Below are 21,355 nucleotides of genomic sequence, written 5' to 3'. Positions count from 1 at the left end.
AGCAAGGCCGCGGGGGATGACATGGCGCAAAGCCAAGGGGAGACGATTTGCTATACGCCCGCGATCATCGCGGCGCTATGTCGTTTATGGCAAAGCTGCTTTGACGAGAGGTAAAGGCAGATCACAATTCCTTGCATGGGTCTGTTCTTCGTGAAGGTCTTCATACCCCGGCTTGTGCGGCAGGCATCCTAGCCCTACCTATGAACCATGACCTCCGCCCTGCAGAAAAACCGGCCCGGTGCGGCCTTTCCGTTCGACAACAGCTATGTCGGCTTGCCCCCACGCTTCTTTGCGGCGCAAGCGCCGACCGCGGTGGCGGAGCCCTGGCTGATCAAGCTCAACGAGCCGCTCGCTGCCGAACTCGGGCTCGACGTCGAGGCCTTGCGCCGCGATGGCGCGGCGATCTTCTCCGGCAATCTCGTTCCCGAAGGGGCCGAACCGCTGGCGATGGCCTATGCCGGGCATCAGTTCGGCGGCTTCTCGCCGCAGCTCGGCGACGGGCGGGCGATCCTGCTCGGCGAGGTTATCGACCGCAGCGGCAAGCGCTATGATATCCAGCTGAAGGGCGCAGGGCCGACACCGTTTTCGCGCCGCGGCGACGGGCGGGCGGCAGTCGGGCCGGTTTTGCGGGAATATATCATCAGCGAGGCGATGTTTGCGCTCGGCATTCCGGCCACACGGGCGCTGGCGGCGGTGACGACAGGCGAGCCGGTCTATCGCGAAGAGGTGCTGCCTGGCGCGGTCTTCACCCGCGTCGCGGCCAGCCATATCCGCGTCGGCACCTTCCAGTACTTCGCGGCTAGAGGCGACACCGACGGCGTGCGGGCTCTGACCGATTATGTGATCGACCGGCACTATCCGGCATTGAAAGAGGCCGAAAACCCCTATCTCTCGCTGTTCGAAGCGGTCTGCGAACGCCAGGCGGCGCTGATTGCCCGCTGGCTGCATGTCGGCTTCATCCATGGCGTGATGAACACGGACAATATGACCGTCTCCGGCGAAACGATCGATTTCGGCCCCTGCGCCTTCATCGATGCCTATGATCCGGCGACCGTCTTCTCGTCGATCGACCAGCACGGGCGCTACGCCTATGCCAACCAGCCCGCCATCGGTCAATGGAACCTCGCAAGGCTCGGCGAAACGCTGCTGCCGCTGATCGACGCCGAGCCTGACAGCGCGGTCGACAAGGCGAATATCGTGATAAAGAGTTACGGCGAACGGTTCCAGGCGCATTGGCTGGCCGGCATGCGGGATAAGATCGGCCTTGCCGGCGAAGAGGACGGCGATCTCGACCTGGTGCAGGCGTTGCTGTCGCTGATGCAGGCGCAGGACGCGGATTTCACCCTGACCTTCCGGCGACTGTCGGATCTTGCCGGCGATGACGCCGCAGAGCCTGAATTTGCGGCGAGTTTCCGCGACCCGGATGCCGGCGGCGCGTGGCTTGCGCAGTGGCGCGAGAGGCTGTCACGCGATCCGCAGACGGCGGCGGAGCGCGCCGTCGCCATGCGCCGCGTCAATCCGGCCTTCATTCCGCGCAATCACCGGGTCGAACAGGCGATCGAAGCTGCCGTCGAGAACGGCGATTTTTCGCTGTTCGAGGCGCTGCTGAGCGTGCTTTCGAAACCCTATGAGGACCAGCCGGGCTTTGCCGCCTATAGGGAACCGCCGAAGCCCAGCGAACGGGTGCTTGCGACCTTCTGCGGAACGTGACGGGCGCTTCGATCGATTTCGGTGCGGGCAGCTGCGCCGCAGCGATCCGCTTCCATTCGGCCCAGCGCCCCGTTCGACGCATCGGCACCCTGCGGCAATTATGGCCGTTGAAAGGCATCTCCTTCGCGCTATCTGGCTGATCGGCGGGACTTTTCCGCCGATCCCTCAGCCCGGCTAACCTCAGCGGGAGACTGCCTTATGGCGATCATCGTCACCTCCATCTTCTTCATCATCATCGGACTCACACTCGGCGGCGGCGGCCTCTGGCTCGTCACGCTCGGCGGCAGCGTCTTCTATCTATTCGCCGGGCTGATGTTCCTGATCACCGCCGGGCTGCTGTTGATGCGCAAGGCGGTGGCGCTCTGGGTCTATGCGGTGCTCGTCGTCGCAGCACTTGCCTGGGCGATTTGGGAGGTCGGCTTCGACTGGTGGCAGCTGGGGCCGCGCGGCGGCATGATTATCCTGCTCGGGCTCTGGCTGCTGACGCCATGGATCCGCCGGCCGCTCGGCCTGCGCAGTCCGACGGGCATCACCTATGCCGCGAACCCCTGGCCGCTCGCCGTGCCTGTCATTCTCGCCATCCTGGTCGCCCTTTATTCGATGACGACAGACCCGCATGATCTTGCCGGCGACCTGCCGAAGGATCAGGTCACCGCCAACCCCGCCGTCGGCGGCAGCGTGCCTGATGGCGAATGGCATCAATACGGCCGCACGTCCTTCGGCCAGCGCTACTCGCCACTCGACCAGATCACCGCCGAAAACGTCTCCACCCTCAAGGAAGCGTGGCGATACCAGACCGGCGACGTCAAGCGGCCGGACGATGTCGGCGAGACGACCTATCAGGTGACGCCGCTCAAGGTGAAGGACACGCTCTATCTCTGCACGCCGCATAACTGGGCGATTGCGCTCGACGCCAAGACCGGCAAGGAAAAATGGAAATACGACTCGAACTCCGGCATGAATCCCAACCGGCAGCATCAGACCTGCCGCGGCGTCACCTATTATGCCGATCCTGCCGTTGCCGCCGGCCAGCCCTGCGCCGAGCGTGTCTACCTGCCGACCTCCGACGCCCGGCTGATCGCGCTCGATGCGGCGGACGGAAAGGTCTGCACCAGCTTTGCCGACCAGGGCGTGCTGCATCTGGAAACCGGCATGCGCTTCAATCCGGCCGGCTATTATTATTCCACCTCGCCACCGGTCGCGGTGGCGGGCAAGATCATCGTCGGCGGGGCGGTGAACGACAATTATTCGACCGAGGAACAATCCGGCGTCATCCGCGCCTTTGACATCAATAGCGGCGCGCTGGTCTGGAACTGGGATTCCGGCAATCCCGACGTGACGACGCCGATCGCCGAGGGCCAGACCTATACGACCAACTCGCCGAACAGCTGGTCGGTCTTCAGCGTCGACGAGGCGCTCGGCATGGTCTACATACCGCTCGGCAACCAGGTGCCCGACCAGATCGGTATCAACCGCAGCGAGAATGTCGAGAAATTCTCCTCCTCGATCGTCGCGCTCGATATCGCCACCGGCCAGCTGCGCTGGGTGCGCCAGACGGTGCATCACGATCTCTGGGACATGGACGTCCCCGCCCAGCCGGCGCTGATCGACCTGACCAAGCAGGACGGCACCGTGGTTCCTGCCCTGGTCGGCCCCACCAAACAGGGTGATATCTATGTGCTCGACCGGCGCAGCGGCGAGCCGATCATCCCGGTCAAGGAAATCCCGGCGCCTGGTGGCGCAGTCACCGGCGATCATACCTCGCCGACGCAGCCGATCTCGGACCTCACCTTTTCGCCCGAGCCTCTCCAGGAAAAGGACATGTGGGGCGTGTCGCTGTTTGATCAGATGGCCTGCCGCATCGACTTCCACCGCTACCACTATGAGGGCCGCTATACGCCGCCTTCGCTTAAAGGGACGATCGTCTATCCCGGCAATTTCGGCACCTTCAACTGGGGCTCGGTGGCGGTGGATCCGGAGCGGCAGATCATGTTCGGCATGCCGACCTATCTCGCCTTCACCTCGCGGCTTATACCGGCCGCCGATATTCCGCCGAGAGGCCAGGACGAGAAGGGCAGCGAACAGGGGCTGAACCGCAATGACGGCGCGCCCTACGGCGTCTTCATGGGTCCCTTCCTCGGTCTGCTGCAGATCCCCTGCCAGGCGCCGCCATGGGGTTATGTCGCCGGCGTCGACCTGCGTACCGGCAAGATCGCCTATATGCACAAGAACGGTACCGTGCGCGACATGACGCCGTTGCCGCTGCCCTTTAAGGTCGGCGTGCCGGGGATCGGCGGGCCGATGCTGACCAAGGGCGGCGTCGCTTTTCTCGGTGCTGCGGTCGATAACTACCTGCGCGCCTATGACGTGACCAACGGACGAGAGATCTGGAAGGCGCGGCTTCCCGCCGGTGGCCAGGCGACGCCGATGACCTATACGACTGATGACAACAAACAATATGTCGTCATGGTCGCCGGCGGCCACGGCTCGGTCGGCACCAAGCCCGGCGATTATGTGATCGCCTATACGTTGCCGTGACGTGAAGCTTCCCGCAAGCTCTGCGCAGGTTTGGCGCGCCATTCTCTCCCCGTTTTTCGGGGAGAGTTTTTATGGAAATTTCCAGTAATATTCGCAACTATTACGGCATCGGCGGCCTTTTCGATCAGCCGGCCAAATCCAAGAATCAGCAGACGACGGACTTCACGAAAACGGCGCCCAATGCCGCGCCCGGTCTCGAACCGAGCAGCACGCCGCCGTCGATCGCCAACACCATGTGGGCTCTTCAAAGCGCTGAAGGTCCTTATATCAACCCGCCTTCCGAGGAAGAAGTGGCGGCAAGGGCGGCGCATGATTCCGTGGTCGACGAATTCTCCAAATGGGGAAACATGACGCCAGCGGAATATATCCGGGCCCGCTATCTCGAGCAGCACGATCTGTCCGAAGCCGATCTGGCCGCCATGCCGGCCGACCAGCGCGCCGCGATCGAGAAGGAAATCGCTGACCAAATCAAGCGCGAGATGGCCGGCATCGAGGATGACGGCACCGAGACGGTGGACGACGTACCGGCTGCTTGAGCTGGAGCATTTCGAATTGCCCGCATTTGAGAAAGACCCCTCCCCAACCCCTCCCCACAAGGGGGAGGGGCTGCCGTGTGGCGCCCGTTGCATTTCATTCCTGAGGATGCAGCCTGTGGCAGCGTATTTTGGTGGCAGAATCTCGCCTCAGGTTAGTCCCTCCCCCTTGTGGGGAGGGGTTGGGGAGGGGTTTTCCGACGCGAACCGGACAGCTGTCGATGATGCCCTTCGCTTTTCCCGATTCACACCATCTCGACGATCATCCGGCCGACTTCGGCAAAGATCGGGTTGAGCTCCTTTACCGGCACGGTCGTCTCGCTGATATAGACGGCGGCGACGATGGGGCCGCGATCCGGCGGCCAGATCACCGCGATATCGCCGAGTGATCCGTTCGGGCCGGTGCCGGTCTTGTCGCCGACCTTCCAATCCGCGGGCAGGCCGGCGCGCAGCCGCACCTTGCCTGTCGTGCTCGCCACCAGCCAGGCGATCAGCCTGTCTGAGGAGGTTTCGGTGAGGACAGAGCCGAGCGTCAGGTTGCCGAGTGTGTCGAGCATCGCATCCGGTGTCGTCGTGTCGCGCGGATCACCCTTCCTGCCCTCGTTCAGCGTCGGCTCGGTACGGTCGAGACGCGTCGTGCCGTCACCGATCGAGCGCAGCCAATCGGTCAACCCCGCCGGACCGCCGAAACTTTCGAGCAGCAGATTGCCGGCAGTGTTGTCGCTGACGGTCACCGCCGCCTCGCAGAGTTCGGCAAGGGTCATGCCATCGGTTCCGGCGTGTTTTTCGCTGATCGGCGAATAATCGACGAGCTTGTCCCTGCCGTAGCTCACCCGCCGGCCGAGGTTCTCCTCGCCCTTGTCGGTCCGGGCAAGCACGAAAGCGGCGGCCAGCGCCTTGAAGGTGCTGCACATCGGAAATGCCTCGCTGCCGCGATAGCCGAAGGAGATGCTCGTCTCGGTATCGAGTACGGAGACGCCGAGACGGCCGCCGGTGCGTTTTTCCAAAGCGGCAAGGCGATGTTCAATATTGTCCTCGCCCTCGCCTGCACTCCCCTTGGCCCCCTCCTCGGCATTGGCTCGAAGCGTCAGCACGGGTAGGCACAATGCCGAGCCTATCAGCATGCGGCGGGTCAGACTGAGATCCATGAAATCCTCCGGCGAATCAGGAGGACAGAGCTAAGCAGCGATTGCGGCGGCATCTCGTCCCCGCGGCGACCTTTGTCGTCCGCCGAGCGATCTTGTCGTCCGCCGAGCGTCTCCGCCCGCCCGATCATGCGGCGCGCGTGACCTCGACCGTCACATGCGACAGTTCTCCCAGCGCCGAGAGCCTGCCCTTGTAGAAAGCCGGGTCGCGCGGCTGCGACGTGAGGACGGCGACGATCGCGGCATGATGGCCGGGGCCGACCTGCCAGACATGCAGATCGGTGATCCGGTCGCCCTCCGTCTCGATGGCCCCGCGGATTTCGGCCGGCAGCGTCTCGCCTTCGGGAACCACGTCGAGAAGGACGCCGCCCGAGGATTTCATCAGGCTCCAGGACCAATTGGCGATCACCAACCCGCCGACGATGCCCATCAAGGGATCGAGCCAGAGCCAGCCGTAGAGACTGCCGAGCGTCAGCGCCGCAATGGCGAGCACGGAGGTCAGGGCATCGGCGATGACATGCAGATAAGCGGCGCGGATATTGTTGTCGCCGGACTTTGCATGATGGGCATGGTCGCCATGTCCATGATGATGATGGCCATGGGCATGGGCATGATTGCCATGCCCGTGATGCGCATGATCGCCATGCGCGACATGACCGCCGCCGGCAAGCAGCCAGGCGCTCACCAGATTGACGGCAAGGCCGATCACCGCCACGGCGATCGCCTGGGTAAAGCCGATCGGCACGGGATTGGAAAGGCGCAGCAGGCTTTCCCAGCCCATCAGCAGGGCGATCAACGCGAGAACGATGGCGCTGGCGAAGCCGGCGAGATCGCCGAGCTTGCCGGTGCCGAAGGTGAAACGCGGATTGCGCGCCTGCCGGCGGGCAAAGAGATAGGCGAGTGCGGAAATCAGCAATGCACTGGCATGGGTCGACATATGCCAGCCATCGGCGACGAGCGCCATTGAGCCGTAGATGGTGCCGGCGGCGATTTCCGCCACCATCATCACCGCCGTCAGCGCGATCACCAGCCAGATGCGCCGCTCGTTGCGCGCATGATCAGTGCCGAGGAAGACATGATCATGTTCCAGGGCATCAATTCCAGCTTTGTCGATTCCGGCACTCATGACAGGCTCCTTCGTCGCCGCGCTTAGAGCGGTTCAGCGTTTCATGAAAACGCATAACCGCTCTAAGGTTTTGTTTTTACGCAATTCTCGGCAAAATCGCTTCGCGCTTTGCCGGGGAAAACCGCTTCACACTTTTCCCGGAATTGCTCTAGCGCATATAGGTTCTCAAGACTTCCGATATTTCCTCGACCGCCTCTGCCCTTGCCGCATCGTCAGCGGCATTCAGCACATGCTCACGCAGGTGATCGTCCAGCACCTCGCCGGTCAGCCCGGTCAGGGCGCCGCGGATCGAAGCGAGCAGTTGCAGGATCTCGCCGCAGGGACGCTCGGCCTCGAGCGCGCGCTCGACCGCCTCCATCTGCCCCTTCAGGCGGCTGATGCGGGCGACGAGCTTCTTTTTCTGCAGTGTGGTATGGGACATGACAGGTTCTCATATAGTATAGGGGGGTATGCTATCAAGACTGAAGCCGGAGCTCAATGCCATGTTGGGGCTCCGAACCCCATTGACAAAGGCTGCGTTTCCGACGATCTATGACCGATGATCGAAAACGCGCACCAGAGCCGCTCGTATTTTTGGCTGTACCTGTAAAGGGCGGCCGGACAAGATCATATTGTCAACAAGCCGCCGTCAGGCGGCTTTGTTGTATCGGCAGCGTCCTGACGGCAGACTATCAAAGGACGCGAAGACCATGACCGAAATCGAAGACAGCGAAATTTCACTGATGCGCCCATCGGTGGTGACCATCCGTGCCGCCAAGCCGCGCGACCTGCCCGAGCTCGGCGAGATGATCGCCCTGCTTGCCGCCCATCACGGCGATGCGGCGGCTACAACGGCGGAGCAGCTGGAGCGCGACCTCTTCGGGCCCCTGCCCTGGATCAACGCGCTCGTCGCCGAGACCAGCGAAGGGCTGATCGGCTACGCCATTCTCGTGCCGCTCTACAGGGCGCAGGAAGGCAAGCGCGGCATGGACCTGCACCATCTCTTCGTGCGCGACGGCCATCGCGGCCACGGCACCGGCCAGCTTCTCGTCGACCGGGCGCGCGAGACCGCCCGCAATGCCGGCTGCGGCTACCTCTCCGTCAGCGCCGCGACCGGAAACGTGCTGGCGCACCGCTTCTACGAACAGCTGGATTTCATCCCGCGTCCGGTGACCGGCATGCGCTACCTGCAGTCGATTACTTAAAGCGCATCGCGATCTTCCAGATTCGCGTGATCAATCCTTTGAGTTTTATTTTTGTAAGGAGCTTTTCATGCCTGACTTCAAACTCCATTGCTTCGCTCTCTCGGGGAATTGTTACAAGGTCGCACTCTTCTTTGCTCTTGCCGGCATCAAGTGGGAAAGCATTTTCGTTGATTATCTGGGCGGCGAAACGCGAACTGAAGAATGGCGAAAAACCATCAACGAACAGGGCGAAGCGCCTGTGCTCGAACATGGGCAAATGAAGATCAGCCAATCGGGTATTATCCTGGACTACTTGTCAGAGGTGACAGGCCAGTTTGGCGCGCAGACGGCCGAAGATCGACGCGACGTCATGCGCTGGATCCTTTTCGACAACCATAAATTCACGAGCTATTACGCGACGCTGAGGTTCATGTATGGCCTGCAGAAGAGCGGCGAGACACCCGTCGTCGAGTTTTTAAGACTGAGGGCTAAAGCTGCCTATGCAATTGTTGACGAACATCTGGCGCACCGGGCCTTCATGGTCGGCGACCGGGTGACGATCGCCGACCTCTCTCTGGCGGGCTACGTCTTCATGCCGGAGGAAACCGGAATCGATCACAGCGCCTATCCGGCAATCGCAGCCTGGAAAGATCGTATCAGCAACATGCCCGGCTGGCGCCATCCCTATGATCTCATGCCTGGTCCTACATCCCTGTAAGCAGGATCGAGATCGGCTTTCGGAAAATGCAGCGCCCTTTTATCCCGCAAAACCACTGCACATTTTTGCCCGACATGCTTTAACGCCCCGGCACCGCCTTCAGATAGGCGGCGATCGCCTCGCGATCGGAGGCCGGAAGGCGGGCGATGTTCTGCTGCACATCGACCATCTGGCCGCCGACGGAATCGAAATCGGGCGTGAAGCCGGTTTCGAGGTAGCTCACGATATCGGCTTCGCTCCAGCTGCCGATGCTCTCGGAGGCCGGGGTGATATCGGGTATGCGGCCCTTGCCTTCCGGATTGGGCGCGCCGGCAAGCCACTGATCCGCCTTGAAGCCGCCGAGCGCATCACGCGGCGTATGGCATTCGCCGCAATGGCCGGGGCCTTCGACGAGATATTGCCCGCGCTTGATCTTGTCGTCGCTCTTTGCCAGGGCGACGCGCGGCTGGTCGTTGAGATAGAGGAATTTCCAGCCGCCGAGCGCCAGCCGGATGTTGTAAGGGAATGGCAGGTCATGCGGCGGCGCGACGTTTGCGCTCTTCGGCAGGGTTTTCAGGAAGGCGAAAAGATCGTTGACGTCCTTGTCGCTCATGCGGGAATAGGAGCCATAGGGGAAGGACGGATAGAGATGCTGCCCGCCCGGGCCGACGCCCCGCTTCATCGCGTTGCCGAACTCAGCAAGTGTCCAGCCGCCGATACCGGCCGTTTCATCGGGTGAGATGTTCGGCACATGGAAGGTCCCGAAGGGGCTCTTCAGCGCCAGGCCGCCTGCAAGTGTCAGCTTGGCATCGCCTTCGGAACCGGGTGCAGCATGACAGCTGACGCAGCCGCCCGCCCAGAAAACCATCTGGCCGTTTGCCAGGTCGGGCGCGCCGAGACCCGCCCAATGGCTCTCCGGCAGCGGATCGGGTGCGGTGACGAGATAGAAGGCGCCCCCGCCGAGGACGGCGACGCCGATCAGACAGAGCACTAACCGGATGAACCTGCGGACCATGCACCGCCTCCCCTTTTGCCAAGATGCCCCCGCCGGCCGATCCGGTGATCAGTCCGCGACGCGCGGAGAATAAGGCGATCCGCGCCGACGACAAGGCCGGCACGGATCCAGTACTATCTTTTGCTTTGCGCAATCCCGGACGCAAAACAGCTGCACACTTTTGCTGGAATTGCTCAGTCGGCCTATCAATCCTTGAGACGATAGGCCTTGTGACAGCCGCCGCAATTGGCGCCGAGGGTGTTCACCGTGGCGCCGACGGCGGCGGCATCGGCCGGAAGCTGAGCCAGCGCCGTTTCGGCGTCAGTCGAGAGCTTTGCGGAGCGCGCCTTGAAGTCATCCATGTTTTCCCAGACCTTCGGGCTGACCTCGGGATCATTCATATCGCTGCCCGGCTTGAACTGGTCTGGGAAAACCTTGGCCGTTGCCGCGATCGTCGTCAGCGCCGCCTTTACCGTCTCGGCATCATAGGGCTTCTCGCCCTTGGCGATGGCGGCCATGGCGCCCGCCGAACCGCCGATCTTCTTCATCAGCGCAATGCGGGAATCATGGGTGCCATCGGCGGCGGTCACCGAACCGAAGGCCATGCCGGCGATCGCTACAGCCGCAGCTGCTGCTTTCCAATTCATATTGCTCTCCCTTTTTCCTCGGCCAAGATGGCCGATCGCCAATCTGCACCGGGAGCATGACAAAATCCATGCGTCCGGGCAGTCACGTTTTGCCGGATCATCATAAAAACAATGTGATAGGCAGTTCTCTGCTTTTATGCATGTCGTTATCCCGGAACCGCTGCACACTTCCGGGCGACATGCAGTGGCGCTCAGGCGCTTTTCCACCCCTGCCAGAGGCTGAAGGCGGAGACCGCAACCAGCAGCAGGCCGGCGAAGCGGCCGACAAAGGCCGTGACGTGAGGGTTGGCGACGAGCAGGTCGCGGGTGCGGCCGGCCGTCATCGCCAGCGTGCCGTAGATGGCAAACTGGGTGACGACGGTCATGGCGCCCATGATCAGCCCTTGCATCCAGATCGGGCCGTATTCCGGCCTCAGGAACTGCGGATAGACGGCGAACATGAAGATATAGGCCTTCGGATTGACCAGACAGGTGACGGCGCCCTGGCGGAAGGCGCGCCAGCCGGAGCGTGCGGTTCCCGGCCCGACCGCCTCGACGGTGATCGAACTGCGGATCAGCGAGATGCCGATCCAGATCATGTAGGCGACGCCGGCAAAGAGCAGCACGTTGAAAAACTGCGGCAGCATGGTGACGAGCACGCCGACGCCGGCCGCGCCATAGGCCGAATGCACGGCGCCGCCGGCCATGATGCCGCCGGTCGCCGCCAGCCCGCGTTTGACGCCGCCGGTCAGCGAATTGGCGAGCACGAAGAGCATGTCCATGCCCGGCACAATGATGATGCCGAAGAGAAGGGTGAAGAAGAGCCAGAGGTTTTCATGGTAGTTCATGTCAGTTACCGCCTTGGGTTCTGCGGGCCTTTTTGAAAGACCCTGATTGATTTCAATCCGATAGGCGGCTCTATACGCAATCCCAACTGACAGTGTATTGTCAGGAGCGTGACGGATGGAGAGGTAAAATGCGCAAGGCCTCCAGGCTTTTCGAGATCATTCAGATCCTCAGGCTGGCAAGAAAGCCGATGACGGCGGCGGCGATGGCGGAGACGCTCGAAGTGACCGTGCGCTCGATCTATCGCGACATCGCCGCGCTTCAGGCAATGCGGGTGCCGATCGAAGGCGGGCGCGGCATCGGCTACATCATGCGGCCGGGCTTCGACCTGCCGCCGCTGATGTTTTCGATCGAGGAGATGGAGGCGATCGTGCTGTCGCTGGCGCTGCTCGAACGGACGGCGGACGAGGAGCTGAAACAGGCCGCGCGCCGGGTCAACCGGAAGATATCAGGCGCCGTGCCTGCGCCGCTGCGCCAGGCGATGGACAACAAGGCGCTTTATGCCTGGGGCTCGATTGCGCAGCCGGCAGGCTTCGACCTTGCGATCGTGCGCCGCGCGATCCGCGACGAACGCAAGCTGATGCTCGGCTATCGCGACGAGCTCGGCCGCTCAAGCGAGCGGACGATCCGGCCGGTTGCGCTGATCTATTATTCGCAGACCGCCAATATCGTCGCCTGGTGCGAGTTGCGCCAGGCGATCCGCAATTTCCGCAGCGACCGGGTGGAGCGCTGCGCGACAACTGAGGATTTCTTCAAGGGCGACGGCGACCGGCTGCGGGAACTGTGGACCAGCGGTTGGACGGAGAAACCGATCGCCGTCTAGCTATTCGCCCAATCGCGATTATTCAGAGCGACATGCCGCCCGAAACCTCGATGCGCTGGGCGTTGACCCAACGGTTGGCATCGCTCAACAGGGAAGCGATCATCGGCCCTATATCGTCGGGCACACCGGCGCGGCCGAGTGCCGTCATAGAAGCGACTGCACGGTTGATCTCCGGATTGTCCCGCACCATTCCCCCGCTGAAATCGGTCTCGATAGCGCCCGGGGCGACGGTGTTGACGGCAATGCCGCGGGGGCCAAGCTCCTTGGCCATGTAGCGCGTCAGCACCTCGACTGCACCCTTCATCGAGCCATAAGCCGATGCGCCAACCATGGCCATGCGGGCAAGACCGCTGGAGAGGTTGACGATGCGGCCGCCGTCCTCGATCACCGGCAGGAGCTTCTGCGTGAGGAAAAAGACGCCCTTGAAATGCAGGTTGTAAAGCTTGTCCATTTCCGCCTCGGTCGTCTCCGAAATCGGCGCGTGGTAGCTGGTGCCGGCATTGTTGACGAGAAAGTCGAAATGCTCACGCCCCCAGCCCTTCAGGATCTCGCGTACACTTTCGACAAAGGCATCGAACGCCGCCACGTTGCCGGCATCGAGTTGAAGTGCGGCGGCCTTGCGGCCCAGCGCCTCGATCTCAGCGACGACCTTGTCTGCCTCGTCGCGGTTCGAGTTGTAGGTCAAGATCACATCGACGCCGCTCCTTGCCAGATTGACGACCGTATTGCGGCCCAGGCCGCGGCTCCCGCCGGTAACGATTGCGACTTTCGAGGTTGAGTTCTGGTTCGGCATTTCAGGTACTCCTGATGTTTTGATCGCCCAGCTTATGCACCGCAAGCTTGGAATCCTGAATGCCGAAATCCCGCAATTTCTTGCCTATTCCTCCAAACGCCTTGCCCAGCCGGGCTGAGGGATTAAGATCATCCTTACCGGCGCGGCAGACCGACCCCGCGTTCACTGGAGGCGAAGATGTCCGCAGATCTGAAGCAGGCGCTCAATGGGTACATGGATGCACATGGCGGAGGTGACGGGCTCTTTGCCACCACTATCGACGGTCTTTTCCTGATGCGTTCCAGCACTCTCTCCATGCCGAAACCGGCGATCTACCGACCGGCGCTCTGCATCATCGTCGATGGCGCCAAGCAGCTCATGTTCGGAGGCCGGCTTTTCGATTACGAAGCGATGCAAGCGCTGATCATCAGCGTCGAGATGCCGGCTTTCGGACAGGTGACGAAAGCCAGTGCCGAACGGCCGATGATCGCCATCAACCTGGAACTCGACGTCACTATTCTACGCGAGGTGCTGGAGGAGATGGATGCACCGCCGAGGCCGGCAGGCGACGGCGGGCCGGGTGTTTTCGTACAAGAATTCGGCCCCGAGCTGCAGGACTGCATACTGAGACTGATCCGGACGCTCGCGACGCCCAAAGCGATCCCAATCCTTCATCCGGCAATCATGCGAGAGATCAGTTTCTGGTTGCTTTCCGGAAAAAATGGCAATGAGATCTGCAAGCTTGCATTACCCGACAGCCATACGCGCCGCGTGGCCGAGGCCATCTACTTGTTGCGCGGTAATTTTGCGGACGCCGTCCGGGTGGAAAAGCTCGCGGCGGCAGCCAAGATGAGCCCTTCCTCCTTCCACCAGCATTTCAAAAGTTGACCTCGATGACGCCGCTGCAGTATCAGAAGCAGTTGCGGCTACTCGAGGCCCGGCGGCTGATGGTGACCGATGGGTTCAACGCCGCAAACGCGGCCTATCAGGTGGGTTACGAGAGCGCCTCCCAGTTCAGTCGCGAATATGCCCGCATGTTCGGGACACCACCGAAGCGCGACATCAGTGAAATGAAGGCGATGCCGGTTGAGCCGGCAATCAGCTAGATGGACAGCGTGCGGCTCACCTCGCGGCCGAAGCCGCGGATTTCGATGCTGGAGGCATGGACCTCGACGATCGCGAAGGCGTTTTCCGTCTCAGTATCGACCACGCCCTTGAAATTGACGAAGTGGCAGGCGCCGGCCATGCCGTAATTGCCGACGTGGTCGTGACCGTTGAGATAGGCGACGACATTGCGCTCAGAGGCGAGCAGCGCGACGATGCGCTCGCTGTCCCACATGCCGTGCTCACTGGGCGGATGCACCGGATAGTGATTCATGACGATCACCTTCTCGCCGGCCCCGGCCGCTTTTGCGATTTCATCACCGAGCCAGGCGAACTGCTCGTCGCTCAGCGCAGCATTCCAGCGATGCGCATTCCTCGCACCCTTGGCCTGCAGCTCCGCCAGCATCTCAGCGGCCAGCTCACGATGATGATGGCCTTCGGGCGGCGCGAAGATGCTGACCTCGTTGCCGTCGAGCACGATAAAGCGCCAGCCGTGGCGCAAGAAGCTGTAATAGGGCGACGGCATGCCGAGACGCGCCGCGACTTCGGAGAGATGGCCCGCAGAAACCGAGAAATCATGATTGCCGAGCAGGAAGAGCGCCTCGTGCCTCAGCTTGCCGTAGACCGGCAGGATATCGTCGAAGCTTGAAAAGCTGCGGTCGATGACATCGCCGAGCGTCATGACGAAGCTCAGCTCCTCACCGTTGAATATCTCGATCGCCTCGGCGACCTTGGAAAGGCTGTTGGCATAATAACGATCCATGGCCACATGCGGCGCGATCGCCGCATATTGCGGGTCGGCGATAATGCCGAAGCGGAACAGGGGAGAAGCAGAGGAAGACATGGGGCGTGATTAGGAGCGGCCGATGACAGGCATGTGACGGCTTCGCGTGAAAACAGAACACCCGGCGCTTTGGACGCGCCGGGTGTCAAATTCAAAAAGGCGGACGACATCGCCGCCATGGCGGCGAGCCTGGTACCGCTTACTTCGTGGCTTCTTCGTAGCGTTCCAGGACGTAGTCCCAGTTGATCAGGCTATCGACGAAGGCCTCGAGATATTTCGGGCGGGCGTTGCGATAGTCGATGTAGTAGGAGTGTTCCCAGACGTCGACGCCGAGGATCGGGGTGGCGCCGTGAACCAGCGGGTTTTCGCCATTCGGGGTCTTGGAGATTTCGAGCTTGCCGTTCTTGACGGAAACCCAGGCCCAGCCGGAGCCGAACTGGGTGGCGCCGGCATTGGCGAAATCGGCCTTGAACTTGTCGTAGCCGCCGAGATCAGACGTAAAGGCCGCTTCGAGCTTGCCCGGCAGCTTGTTACCGCCGCCGCCCTTCTTCATCCACTTCCAGAAATGGATGTGGTTGTAGTGCTGGGCCGCGTTGTTGAAGAGGCCGGCATTGGTGCCGAAGGACTTCTTGACGACGTCTTCGAGCGACAGGTCCGAAAGACTGGCTTCGGCGGCGAGCTTGTTGCCGTTGTCGACATAGGCCTTGTGGTGCTTGTCGTGGTGGAACTCCAGCGTTTCCTTCGACATGAAGGGAGCAAGCGCTTCGTAGTCATAGGGAAGTTCAGGCAATTCGAAAGCCATGTCAGATCTCCTCTTGGCAATAGATTGCGTCTCGGCAGGTGAGGCGGAACATAGGAGGGGAAAGGGGGAGAGGCAACCGGCGAATTATCAAAAAACGACCGACCGGAGGAAAATTTGCCTCAGTTGCAAGGCTGGAATCGCGCATGCAAATCGCCTGGACAAATCCCTGGGGATGCCCGCCCCGAAAACCGCTTCGCTGGGGATAAAGATCAACGGAGACCGATATGAACAGGAATATAATCCAGCTTCTCGCCACAGCCGCGCTGCTTTCGCTGGCAGGTGCGGCGCATGCCTCCTCCGATGAGGCCTGGAAGCAGCTCGCCGCCGACGTCGAGGCCAAATGCAAGAAGGCAGCGGTCACGATCGAGAAGCCCAGCGCCACCGTCGATCCCTTCGGCAGCTCGCATTACGGGCTTGCCCTGGTGACCGGCAAGCCGAAGGGCGCCAAGGGGCTGATCGCCCAGATCTGCGTCTACGACAAGCAAAAGAAGACCGTCGAGATCGGCAGCGAACTGGACGCCAAACAGCTTGGGCTGATGCCGGCAAAATAGGCGGCAGCGGACTGCCACCCAGGCGCCCCTAAAGTGGTCGCAGGTGAGAATCTGTGCCTTGTGTCACATTTCGTGGGGAACCGGAGCCTCCCTTACGAGTTGAAAGGCTGGGCTTTACGGCGGATCGCGCTATTTCATGGAAGCGCAGAACCGCTGAAATCTTTTGTTTTATGCAATTCCTGGAAAACCGCTTTTCACTTTTCCTGGAATTTTCTGGGGAGGTGCCGGCATGTCAGAGCTTCGCAGCAGGGCGGAAGATCAGCAAAAAATCTATCAGCGCTGGGCACCGGTCTATGACCGGGTCTATCGCGGCATCCTGCGCGATGGCCACCGCAAGCTTGCAGCCCTGGCCGCTGCGGCCGGCACCGACATCCTGGAGATCGGCGTCGGCACCGGCCTGACACTCGGGCATTACCCGCGCCACTGCCGGGTGACCGGCATCGACATTTCCGAACACATGATCGCGCGGGCGCGTGAAAAGGCGAAACGCGAAAACCTTGAGCATGTGCAGGCGCTGGAGGTAATGGATGCGCATGCGCTCACCTTTGCCGACCGGTCTTTCGATGCCGTCTGCCTGCCCTTCGTCATCACGCTCATCCCCGAACCCGAACGGGCGCTGGACGAATGCGCGAGAGTGCTGAGGCCAGGCGGCGAAATCATCCTTGCCAGCAAGCTTGGCGACGGCGCCGGTCTGCAGGGTGCGATCGAGACGGCAGTGGCGCCGCTGGTGCGTCACATCGGCTGGTCCTCCGCCTTCCGCATTCACCGCATCGTCGCCTGGGCCGAGCGCCGCGGTGACTTTGCCGCTGCCGATATCCTGCCGGTCTTTCCGAACGGCTTCTTCAAGATCATCCGGCTGAAGCAGCGCGGACTTGCCGGCTGAGACCGGAAATTTTTTCCCCGCGTCGCTTATTCTGATGCTACCGTTCGTCTGAGGGGACTGCATGACATCGGATTTCTTCTTTTTCATCGTCGTGGGTTTCTGCGCGCAGATCGTCGACGGCGCACTCGGCATGGCCTTCGGCGTGCTATCGACGACGAGCCTTCTCGCCTTCGGGGTGCCGGCGGCCAATGCCAGCGCCATGACGCATGTGGCGGAAATGTTCACCACCGCCGCCTCAGGCATCTCGCATGCCTATCACCGCAACGTCGACTGGCGCCTGGTGGCGCGCCTTGCACCGGCCGGTATGATCGGCGGCGCGATCGGGGCCTATCTGCTTGCCAATATCGACGGCAAGGCGATCGAGCCCTTCGTGTCGGCCTATCTGATCGCGATCGGGCTGGTGATTCTCTACAAGGCCTTTCGGCCGCCGCCGAAGCGGGATGTTCGCGACTGGATGGTGCCGCCGGTCGGGCTTTTCGGCGGCGTGCTCGATGCGATCGGCGGCGGCGGCTGGGGGCCGATCGTCACCAGTTCGCTCGTCAGCCGCGGTCACGACCTGAAGCGGGTGATCGGCTCGACCAATTTCACCGAATTCGCGGTGACGCTGACGATTTCCCTGACCTTCATCCTGACGCTCGGCTGGTCGGAACTCGATTCGGCGATCGGCCTGATCATCGGCGGCGTCATCGCCGCCCCCTTCGGCGCGATCCTCGTCAAACGGCTGCCGGTGCGGCCGCTGATGGTGGCGGTGTCGATGATCATCATCGGCACTTCGGCGATACGCCTCCTGTAAAGCCAGGGCGATCACAGCCTCGGCCGGAGCTACAGATTTCGGCCGAAATAGACATCCACGGAGGCGATCTTGTCGCCGCGGAAGCGAAAGCACTCTATGTTGCGGAAGCTGCCGCCATCCCGTTTTTCGGCACGGTAGCGGACGACCGCCTCGTCGCCGTCGATCGCCAGGAATTCGATGTCAAAGCCGCGGAAGACCGGCTCCTTCGGCCAGCAGCGCTCGAAATAAGTCGCCCGGTCGATGTGGTCGTCGCGCGGACTGGAGAAGGTGAAATCCTCCGTCAACATGGCGCCGACGATATCCTTGCGGTCGTCGAGATAGGCGGCGTAGAGATGACGGACGGTCTGTTCTCGGGATGTGCGCATGTCGTTCATGGCAATGTCCTTGGATTAACCGATTGCATCATGCAATCGGTCCTGCTCTAGCACTTTTGCCGGAGAGGGTCCAGATTGCAGCTCTCATTTCCAAAGGCAGGTCAGCGATCTGGAAAGCGTTGTCTTGAGGATGGGCCATAGCGCGGTTATATCAGCGCGTGCCCGCCCTGGAACGGCGAGCGCATGCACCGCTACGGCCTATGCGCTCGACCTCGAAAAGCTCGATCTTCAGGACAGTTTCACCCGCGCCGATCCCCTCGCCGCGGCAAAGGGCACATCGTTCCATCAGGCGTGCGAACTTCGCCGCCGCATATTTCCTCAAATCGGAACCGATTTAAGGAAATATGCAGATTTCAAAGTGCTACAGCGGCGCTGTAGATCAATGCCGAGGCCGAGAAAATGACCGATACGCAGTGGGACGCCAGCGCCAGGCCGGGCTCGATCTACTGGAAGCGCAATCTCACCATCTCGCTGATCGGCTCCTTCACCACGATCGTGGCGATGACGCTGCTGCTTCCCTTCCTGCCGCTTTATGTCGAGGAACTCGGCGTCAGCGACCATGCTGACATCGTGCAATGGTCGGGCATCGCCTATGGCGCCACCTTCTTCGCCGCGGCTCTGGTCGCGCCGCTCTGGGGCCGGCTCGGCGACATCTACGGCCGCAAGCTGATGCTGGTGCGCGCCAGCCTCGGCATGACGCTGGCGATCTCGCTGATGGGCATGGCCGGCAATGTCTGGCAGCTGGTGGCGCTGCGCCTCTTCGTCGGGCTTGCCGGTGGCTATGCCTCCGGCTCGATGGTGCTGGTGGCGACGCAGACGCCGAAGGATCGTTCGGCCTGGGCGCTCGGCGTTCTGTCTTCCGGCATCATGGCCGGCAATCTCGTCGGGCCGCTCATCGGCGGCGCACTGCCGCCGATCATCGGCATCCGCGGCACGTTCCTCGCCGCCGGCGGCATGATCTTCCTCGCCTTCCTCGCCACGGCCTTCCTGATCAAGGAGGAAAAATCGCCGGCCCGCAAAAAGGCGGCCAAGGCCAGCGGCGGCTGGAAATCCATTGCCGACAAGCGGCCCGTCATCGCCATGCTGGCGACCGGCATGCTCTTGATGTTTGCCAATATGTCGATCGAGCCGATCATCACCGTCTATGTCGCGCAACTGGTGCCCGTCGAATCCCAAGTGACGATGGTATCAGGCGTTGTCATGTCGGCCGCCGCCCTCGGCAGCATCCTGTCAGCCTCGTGGCTCGGCAAGCTCGCCGACAGGATCGGCCACTGGCCGGTGATTTCAGGCGCGCTCGCCGTCGCCGGCCTGCTGCTGATCCCGCAAGCCTTCGTCACCAGCGCCTGGCAGCTGATTATCCTGCGTTTCCTGATGGGTGTGGCACTCGGCGGGCTGCTGCCCTGTATCGCCGCGGTCATCCGCCACAGCGTGCCGGATAGTGCGGCCGGCAGCATTCTCGGGCTTTCGATTTCCTCGCAATATGTCGGCCAGGTGGCCGGCCCCATCCTTGGCGGTTTTGTCGGCGGCCATATTGGCATGCGGGCGGTGTTCCTCGGCACCTCCGTGCTGCTTCTCGCCGGTGCGGCCTATGCCTGGGTAGTCCGGCCGAGGGATACGGAGACCCGGGACTCGACCTAAGGATTATTGGCGCTTCCGCAGATCAGCTCGACGCCTGACCGGGCAATCGCTTCCAATACCTCGCGGCTGTCGCCGGCGCGGGCGCGGACGGCGAGCGAATGCATGACGGCGGAGGCGAGCCTGGCAAGCATCTGCGGATCGGCGCTTTCCGGAAGCTCGCCTCTTTCCACGCCAAGCCGCATGCGCTTCTCAATCTTGTCGTCGAAATCGTTGAGGCTGCGGCCGAGCACCTCGCGGACCCGCTCATGCTGGACCGCCTCGGCCGACGCCGTGCCGATCAGCAAACAGCCGCGGGCGGCGGTTTCACCATGCAGATAGATCGCCAGCGCACCGGCATAAACGCGGGCGATGTTGTCGCGCAGCGGCAGTGACGGGTCGAGCGCCTCGGCGAGCGTATTCATGCCGTCCTGCCGATACCCCTCCAGCGTATCGAGATAGAGATCCTCCTTGTCGCCGAAGGCGCCGTAGAGGCTCGGGCGGTTGAGGTTGGTCGCAGCGCTCAGATTGTCGAGCGAGGCGGCGGCAAACCCCCTGTCCCAGAAGACATCGCGCGCCTTGCCGAGCGCCGCCTTGGCGTCGAAGGCCCTCGGGCGGCCGCGCCTCTTCTCGTCCTTCATATTTGTACCGTTTCGCATTAAATTCTTGACGAGAGACATTTTATGCGAAACAGTACAGATGTTCAACACTGTCGGCCGGCGGCATCGACCGCCTCCGCAAGGAGAGGAAACCGCAATGAAACTTTACATGCACGCCGCGGCCTGCTCGCTTTCGCCGCACATCATCTGCCGAGAGCTCGGGTTCGATATCGAGCTCGTCCAGGTCGACCGACGGACCCACAGGACGAGCAACGGCGAGGATTATCTCGCGATCAACGGCAACGGCTATGTGCCGGCGCTGATGCTCGACGATGGCAAGGTGCTGACCGAGGGGCCGGCGATCGTGCAGTTCCTCGCCGACAGCGTGCCCGAAGGGGCAGCCCTATTGCCGCCGATCGGCGATCTCCGCCGCAACGAAGTGCAGTCCTATCTCAACTTCATCACCGCCGAGCTGCACAAGCCGATGGTGCTGCTCTTCGAACCGACTTATTCCGGTGTTCATGGGGAGGTCCGCGCGCTGATATCGAAGCGGCTGACATGGCTGAACGGCCGTCTTGCCGGACCCTATCTCACCGGCGATGCCTTCACGGTGGCGGATGCCTATCTCTTCGTCTGCCTGAACTGGTCGCCCTGGACCGATATCGATCTCAAGCAATGGCCGGCGCTGCACGGCTTCATGGCCCGCGTGGCGGCACGACCGAAGGTGCGCGAGGCGCTGCAGGCCGAAGATCTCGAAGCCTTCGATGCCGGCGGCGTCTATTTCGCGCCGCATGCCTATCTCGCTTCGTCAGGACGGACGGGCGAGCCGGTAAGGCCGTAAACCCCGGGTCGCGCCCGCACGCATCCCGCGCCTGGAC

Annotated in this window: 22 protein-coding genes and 1 pseudogene; 12 read left to right on the top strand and 11 right to left on the bottom strand. The window is 62.1% G+C overall.

The features are described from left to right. Positions 1-207: 207 nt before the first annotated feature. The 3 genes from HFO71_RS11670 to HFO71_RS11660 all read left to right on the top strand — a co-directional run bounded on the left by HFO71_RS11670 (position 208) and on the right by HFO71_RS11660 (position 4,784). A complete protein-coding gene (locus HFO71_RS11670) occupies positions 208-1,710 on the top strand; it encodes a protein adenylyltransferase SelO (protein ID WP_131641485.1) in 1,503 nt (500 codons plus the stop codon). Positions 1,711-1,908: 198 nt separating this feature from the next. Then, on the top strand, positions 1,909-4,248 hold the full coding sequence (locus HFO71_RS11665) for a glucose/quinate/shikimate family membrane-bound PQQ-dependent dehydrogenase (protein ID WP_131641486.1): 2,340 nt from the start codon (positions 1,909-1,911) through the stop codon (positions 4,246-4,248). A gap of 71 nt (positions 4,249-4,319) precedes the next feature. Beyond that, the gene (locus tag HFO71_RS11660; protein ID WP_131641487.1) at positions 4,320-4,784 is read left to right on the top strand and encodes a hypothetical protein; all 465 of its coding nucleotides are present in this window, start codon (positions 4,320-4,322) and stop codon (positions 4,782-4,784) included. A 242-nt stretch (positions 4,785-5,026) separates the two neighbouring features. Here the strand turns inward: HFO71_RS11660 and bla are convergent, their stop codons facing one another. The 3 genes from bla to dmeR all read right to left on the bottom strand — a co-directional run bounded on the left by bla (position 5,027) and on the right by dmeR (position 7,473). Next, entirely contained in the window at positions 5,027-5,929 is a 903-nt protein-coding gene (gene bla / locus HFO71_RS11655) for a class A beta-lactamase (protein WP_077975995.1), read from the bottom strand. Between the two features lie 124 nt (positions 5,930-6,053). After that, positions 6,054-7,052, bottom strand: coding sequence for a CDF family Co(II)/Ni(II) efflux transporter DmeF (dmeF, locus tag HFO71_RS11650; protein WP_221967827.1), 999 nt, complete (start codon positions 7,050-7,052; stop codon positions 6,054-6,056). Positions 7,053-7,200: 148 nt separating this feature from the next. Further along, positions 7,201-7,473, bottom strand: coding sequence for a Ni(II)/Co(II)-sensing transcriptional repressor DmeR (dmeR, locus tag HFO71_RS11645; RefSeq protein WP_003546569.1), 273 nt, complete (start codon positions 7,471-7,473; stop codon positions 7,201-7,203). 268 nt (positions 7,474-7,741) lie between these two features. On the opposite strand from dmeR, the gene HFO71_RS11640 reads away from it, so the two are divergent. Continuing rightward, positions 7,742-8,236, top strand: a complete 495-nt coding sequence (locus tag HFO71_RS11640; RefSeq protein WP_077975987.1) for a GNAT family N-acetyltransferase — start codon at positions 7,742-7,744, stop codon at positions 8,234-8,236. Between the two features lie 67 nt (positions 8,237-8,303). After that, on the top strand, positions 8,304-8,933 hold the full coding sequence (locus tag HFO71_RS11635) for a glutathione S-transferase family protein (protein WP_221978006.1): 630 nt from the start codon (positions 8,304-8,306) through the stop codon (positions 8,931-8,933). A gap of 79 nt (positions 8,934-9,012) precedes the next feature. On the opposite strand, the gene HFO71_RS11630 is transcribed toward HFO71_RS11635, so the two are convergent. The 3 genes from HFO71_RS11630 to HFO71_RS11620 form a co-directional block, all read right to left on the bottom strand. After that, positions 9,013-9,927, bottom strand: a complete 915-nt coding sequence (locus tag HFO71_RS11630) for a cytochrome c (RefSeq protein ID WP_221978005.1) — start codon at positions 9,925-9,927, stop codon at positions 9,013-9,015. A 185-nt stretch (positions 9,928-10,112) separates the two neighbouring features. Beyond that, complete coding sequence (locus HFO71_RS11625) at positions 10,113-10,553, bottom strand: c-type cytochrome (protein WP_221978004.1); 441 nt, start codon at positions 10,551-10,553, stop codon at positions 10,113-10,115. Positions 10,554-10,744: 191 nt separating this feature from the next. Further along, positions 10,745-11,380 carry a LysE family translocator gene (locus tag HFO71_RS11620; RefSeq protein ID WP_221978003.1) on the bottom strand — a complete coding sequence of 212 codons (636 nt, stop codon included), beginning with the start codon at positions 11,378-11,380 and terminating at the stop codon, positions 10,745-10,747. A 128-nt stretch (positions 11,381-11,508) separates the two neighbouring features. Between HFO71_RS11620 and HFO71_RS11615 the strand changes: the two genes are divergently transcribed. After that, positions 11,509-12,201, top strand: coding sequence for a helix-turn-helix transcriptional regulator (locus tag HFO71_RS11615; protein WP_221967823.1), 693 nt, complete (start codon positions 11,509-11,511; stop codon positions 12,199-12,201). Positions 12,202-12,223: 22 nt separating this feature from the next. Here HFO71_RS11615 and HFO71_RS11610 read toward each other — a convergent pair whose 3' ends face one another. Continuing rightward, a complete protein-coding gene (locus HFO71_RS11610; protein ID WP_131665885.1) occupies positions 12,224-12,994 on the bottom strand; it encodes an SDR family NAD(P)-dependent oxidoreductase in 771 nt (256 codons plus the stop codon). Positions 12,995-13,171: 177 nt separating this feature from the next. Here HFO71_RS11610 and HFO71_RS11605 point away from each other — a divergent pair. Then, positions 13,172-14,079, top strand: a pseudogene (locus tag HFO71_RS11605) (AraC family transcriptional regulator). On the opposite strand, the gene HFO71_RS11600 reads toward HFO71_RS11605, so the two are convergent. Together HFO71_RS11600 and HFO71_RS11595 are read right to left on the bottom strand one after the other, a co-directional pair. Next, on the bottom strand, positions 14,076-14,921 hold the full coding sequence (locus tag HFO71_RS11600) for a metallophosphoesterase (RefSeq protein ID WP_221967822.1): 846 nt from the start codon (positions 14,919-14,921) through the stop codon (positions 14,076-14,078). The pseudogene HFO71_RS11605 and the gene HFO71_RS11600 sit on opposite strands and share 4 nt — an antisense overlap. Positions 14,922-15,060: 139 nt before the next feature. Beyond that, positions 15,061-15,663, bottom strand: coding sequence for a superoxide dismutase (locus HFO71_RS11595; protein WP_221967820.1), 603 nt, complete (start codon positions 15,661-15,663; stop codon positions 15,061-15,063). Positions 15,664-15,887: 224 nt separating this feature from the next. Here HFO71_RS11595 and HFO71_RS11590 point away from each other — a divergent pair, with 224 nt between their 5' ends. From HFO71_RS11590 to HFO71_RS11580, 3 genes are all read left to right on the top strand, one after another. Next, on the top strand, positions 15,888-16,214 hold the full coding sequence (locus HFO71_RS11590; protein WP_077975981.1) for a hypothetical protein: 327 nt from the start codon (positions 15,888-15,890) through the stop codon (positions 16,212-16,214). A gap of 229 nt (positions 16,215-16,443) precedes the next feature. Next, on the top strand, positions 16,444-17,097 hold the full coding sequence (locus HFO71_RS11585) for a class I SAM-dependent methyltransferase (protein ID WP_077975980.1): 654 nt from the start codon (positions 16,444-16,446) through the stop codon (positions 17,095-17,097). A 61-nt stretch (positions 17,098-17,158) separates the two neighbouring features. Then, entirely contained in the window at positions 17,159-17,890 is a 732-nt protein-coding gene (locus HFO71_RS11580) for a sulfite exporter TauE/SafE family protein (RefSeq protein WP_077975979.1), read from the top strand. 29 nt (positions 17,891-17,919) lie between these two features. Here the strand turns inward: HFO71_RS11580 and HFO71_RS11575 are convergent, their stop codons facing one another. Continuing rightward, positions 17,920-18,264 carry a nuclear transport factor 2 family protein gene (locus HFO71_RS11575; RefSeq protein WP_221988113.1) on the bottom strand — a complete coding sequence of 115 codons (345 nt, stop codon included), beginning with the start codon at positions 18,262-18,264 and terminating at the stop codon, positions 17,920-17,922. A gap of 399 nt (positions 18,265-18,663) precedes the next feature. Between HFO71_RS11575 and HFO71_RS11570 the strand changes: the two genes are divergently transcribed. Further along, positions 18,664-19,902 (top strand): multidrug efflux MFS transporter, encoded by a 1,239-nt coding sequence (locus HFO71_RS11570; RefSeq protein WP_168258159.1) that lies wholly within the window; start codon positions 18,664-18,666, stop codon positions 19,900-19,902. Here the strand turns inward: HFO71_RS11570 and HFO71_RS11565 are convergent. Continuing rightward, complete coding sequence (locus HFO71_RS11565) at positions 19,899-20,519, bottom strand: TetR/AcrR family transcriptional regulator (RefSeq protein ID WP_077975976.1); 621 nt, start codon at positions 20,517-20,519, stop codon at positions 19,899-19,901. The two genes, HFO71_RS11570 and HFO71_RS11565, sit on opposite strands and share 4 nt — an antisense overlap. Before the next feature lie 115 nt (positions 20,520-20,634). Between HFO71_RS11565 and gstA the strand changes: the two genes are divergently transcribed. Then, positions 20,635-21,318, top strand: coding sequence for a glutathione transferase GstA (gstA, locus tag HFO71_RS11560; RefSeq protein ID WP_077975974.1), 684 nt, complete (start codon positions 20,635-20,637; stop codon positions 21,316-21,318). Positions 21,319-21,355: the final 37 nt, after the last annotated feature.

Origin of the sequence: Rhizobium laguerreae, from assembly GCF_019778565.1 — a bacterium.
Classification (GTDB): Bacteria; Pseudomonadota; Alphaproteobacteria; order Rhizobiales; family Rhizobiaceae; genus Rhizobium; species Rhizobium laguerreae.
The sequence above is the reverse complement of the archived record's forward strand: the minus strand, read 5'-3'. Positions and strand labels throughout refer to the sequence as shown.

Excerpts from the sequence above, each read along its gene's own strand:
- HFO71_RS11670 (WP_131641485.1), top strand. The coding sequence starts at position 208 with ATGACCTCCGCCCTGCAGAAAAACCGGCCCGGTGCGGCCTTTCCGTTC.
- HFO71_RS11665 (WP_131641486.1), top strand. The coding sequence starts at position 1,909 with ATGGCGATCATCGTCACCTCCATCTTCTTCATCATCATCGGACTCACA.
- HFO71_RS11660 (WP_131641487.1), top strand. The coding sequence starts at position 4,320 with ATGGAAATTTCCAGTAATATTCGCAACTATTACGGCATCGGCGGCCTT.
- bla (WP_077975995.1), bottom strand. The coding sequence starts at position 5,929 with ATGGATCTCAGTCTGACCCGCCGCATGCTGATAGGCTCGGCATTGTGC.
- dmeF (WP_221967827.1), bottom strand. The coding sequence starts at position 7,052 with ATGAGTGCCGGAATCGACAAAGCTGGAATTGATGCCCTGGAACATGAT.
- dmeR (WP_003546569.1), bottom strand. The coding sequence starts at position 7,473 with ATGTCCCATACCACACTGCAGAAAAAGAAGCTCGTCGCCCGCATCAGC.
- HFO71_RS11640 (WP_077975987.1), top strand. The coding sequence starts at position 7,742 with ATGACCGAAATCGAAGACAGCGAAATTTCACTGATGCGCCCATCGGTG.
- HFO71_RS11635 (WP_221978006.1), top strand. The coding sequence starts at position 8,304 with ATGCCTGACTTCAAACTCCATTGCTTCGCTCTCTCGGGGAATTGTTAC.
- HFO71_RS11630 (WP_221978005.1), bottom strand. The coding sequence starts at position 9,927 with ATGGTCCGCAGGTTCATCCGGTTAGTGCTCTGTCTGATCGGCGTCGCC.
- HFO71_RS11625 (WP_221978004.1), bottom strand. The coding sequence starts at position 10,553 with ATGAATTGGAAAGCAGCAGCTGCGGCTGTAGCGATCGCCGGCATGGCC.
- HFO71_RS11620 (WP_221978003.1), bottom strand. The coding sequence starts at position 11,380 with ATGAACTACCATGAAAACCTCTGGCTCTTCTTCACCCTTCTCTTCGGC.
- HFO71_RS11615 (WP_221967823.1), top strand. The coding sequence starts at position 11,509 with ATGCGCAAGGCCTCCAGGCTTTTCGAGATCATTCAGATCCTCAGGCTG.
- HFO71_RS11610 (WP_131665885.1), bottom strand. The coding sequence starts at position 12,994 with ATGCCGAACCAGAACTCAACCTCGAAAGTCGCAATCGTTACCGGCGGG.
- HFO71_RS11600 (WP_221967822.1), bottom strand. The coding sequence starts at position 14,921 with ATGTCTTCCTCTGCTTCTCCCCTGTTCCGCTTCGGCATTATCGCCGAC.
- HFO71_RS11595 (WP_221967820.1), bottom strand. The coding sequence starts at position 15,663 with ATGGCTTTCGAATTGCCTGAACTTCCCTATGACTACGAAGCGCTTGCT.
- HFO71_RS11590 (WP_077975981.1), top strand. The coding sequence starts at position 15,888 with ATGAACAGGAATATAATCCAGCTTCTCGCCACAGCCGCGCTGCTTTCG.
- HFO71_RS11585 (WP_077975980.1), top strand. The coding sequence starts at position 16,444 with ATGTCAGAGCTTCGCAGCAGGGCGGAAGATCAGCAAAAAATCTATCAG.
- HFO71_RS11580 (WP_077975979.1), top strand. The coding sequence starts at position 17,159 with ATGACATCGGATTTCTTCTTTTTCATCGTCGTGGGTTTCTGCGCGCAG.
- HFO71_RS11575 (WP_221988113.1), bottom strand. The coding sequence starts at position 18,264 with ATGAACGACATGCGCACATCCCGAGAACAGACCGTCCGTCATCTCTAC.
- HFO71_RS11570 (WP_168258159.1), top strand. The coding sequence starts at position 18,664 with ATGACCGATACGCAGTGGGACGCCAGCGCCAGGCCGGGCTCGATCTAC.
- HFO71_RS11565 (WP_077975976.1), bottom strand. The coding sequence starts at position 20,519 with ATGAAGGACGAGAAGAGGCGCGGCCGCCCGAGGGCCTTCGACGCCAAG.
- gstA (WP_077975974.1), top strand. The coding sequence starts at position 20,635 with ATGAAACTTTACATGCACGCCGCGGCCTGCTCGCTTTCGCCGCACATC.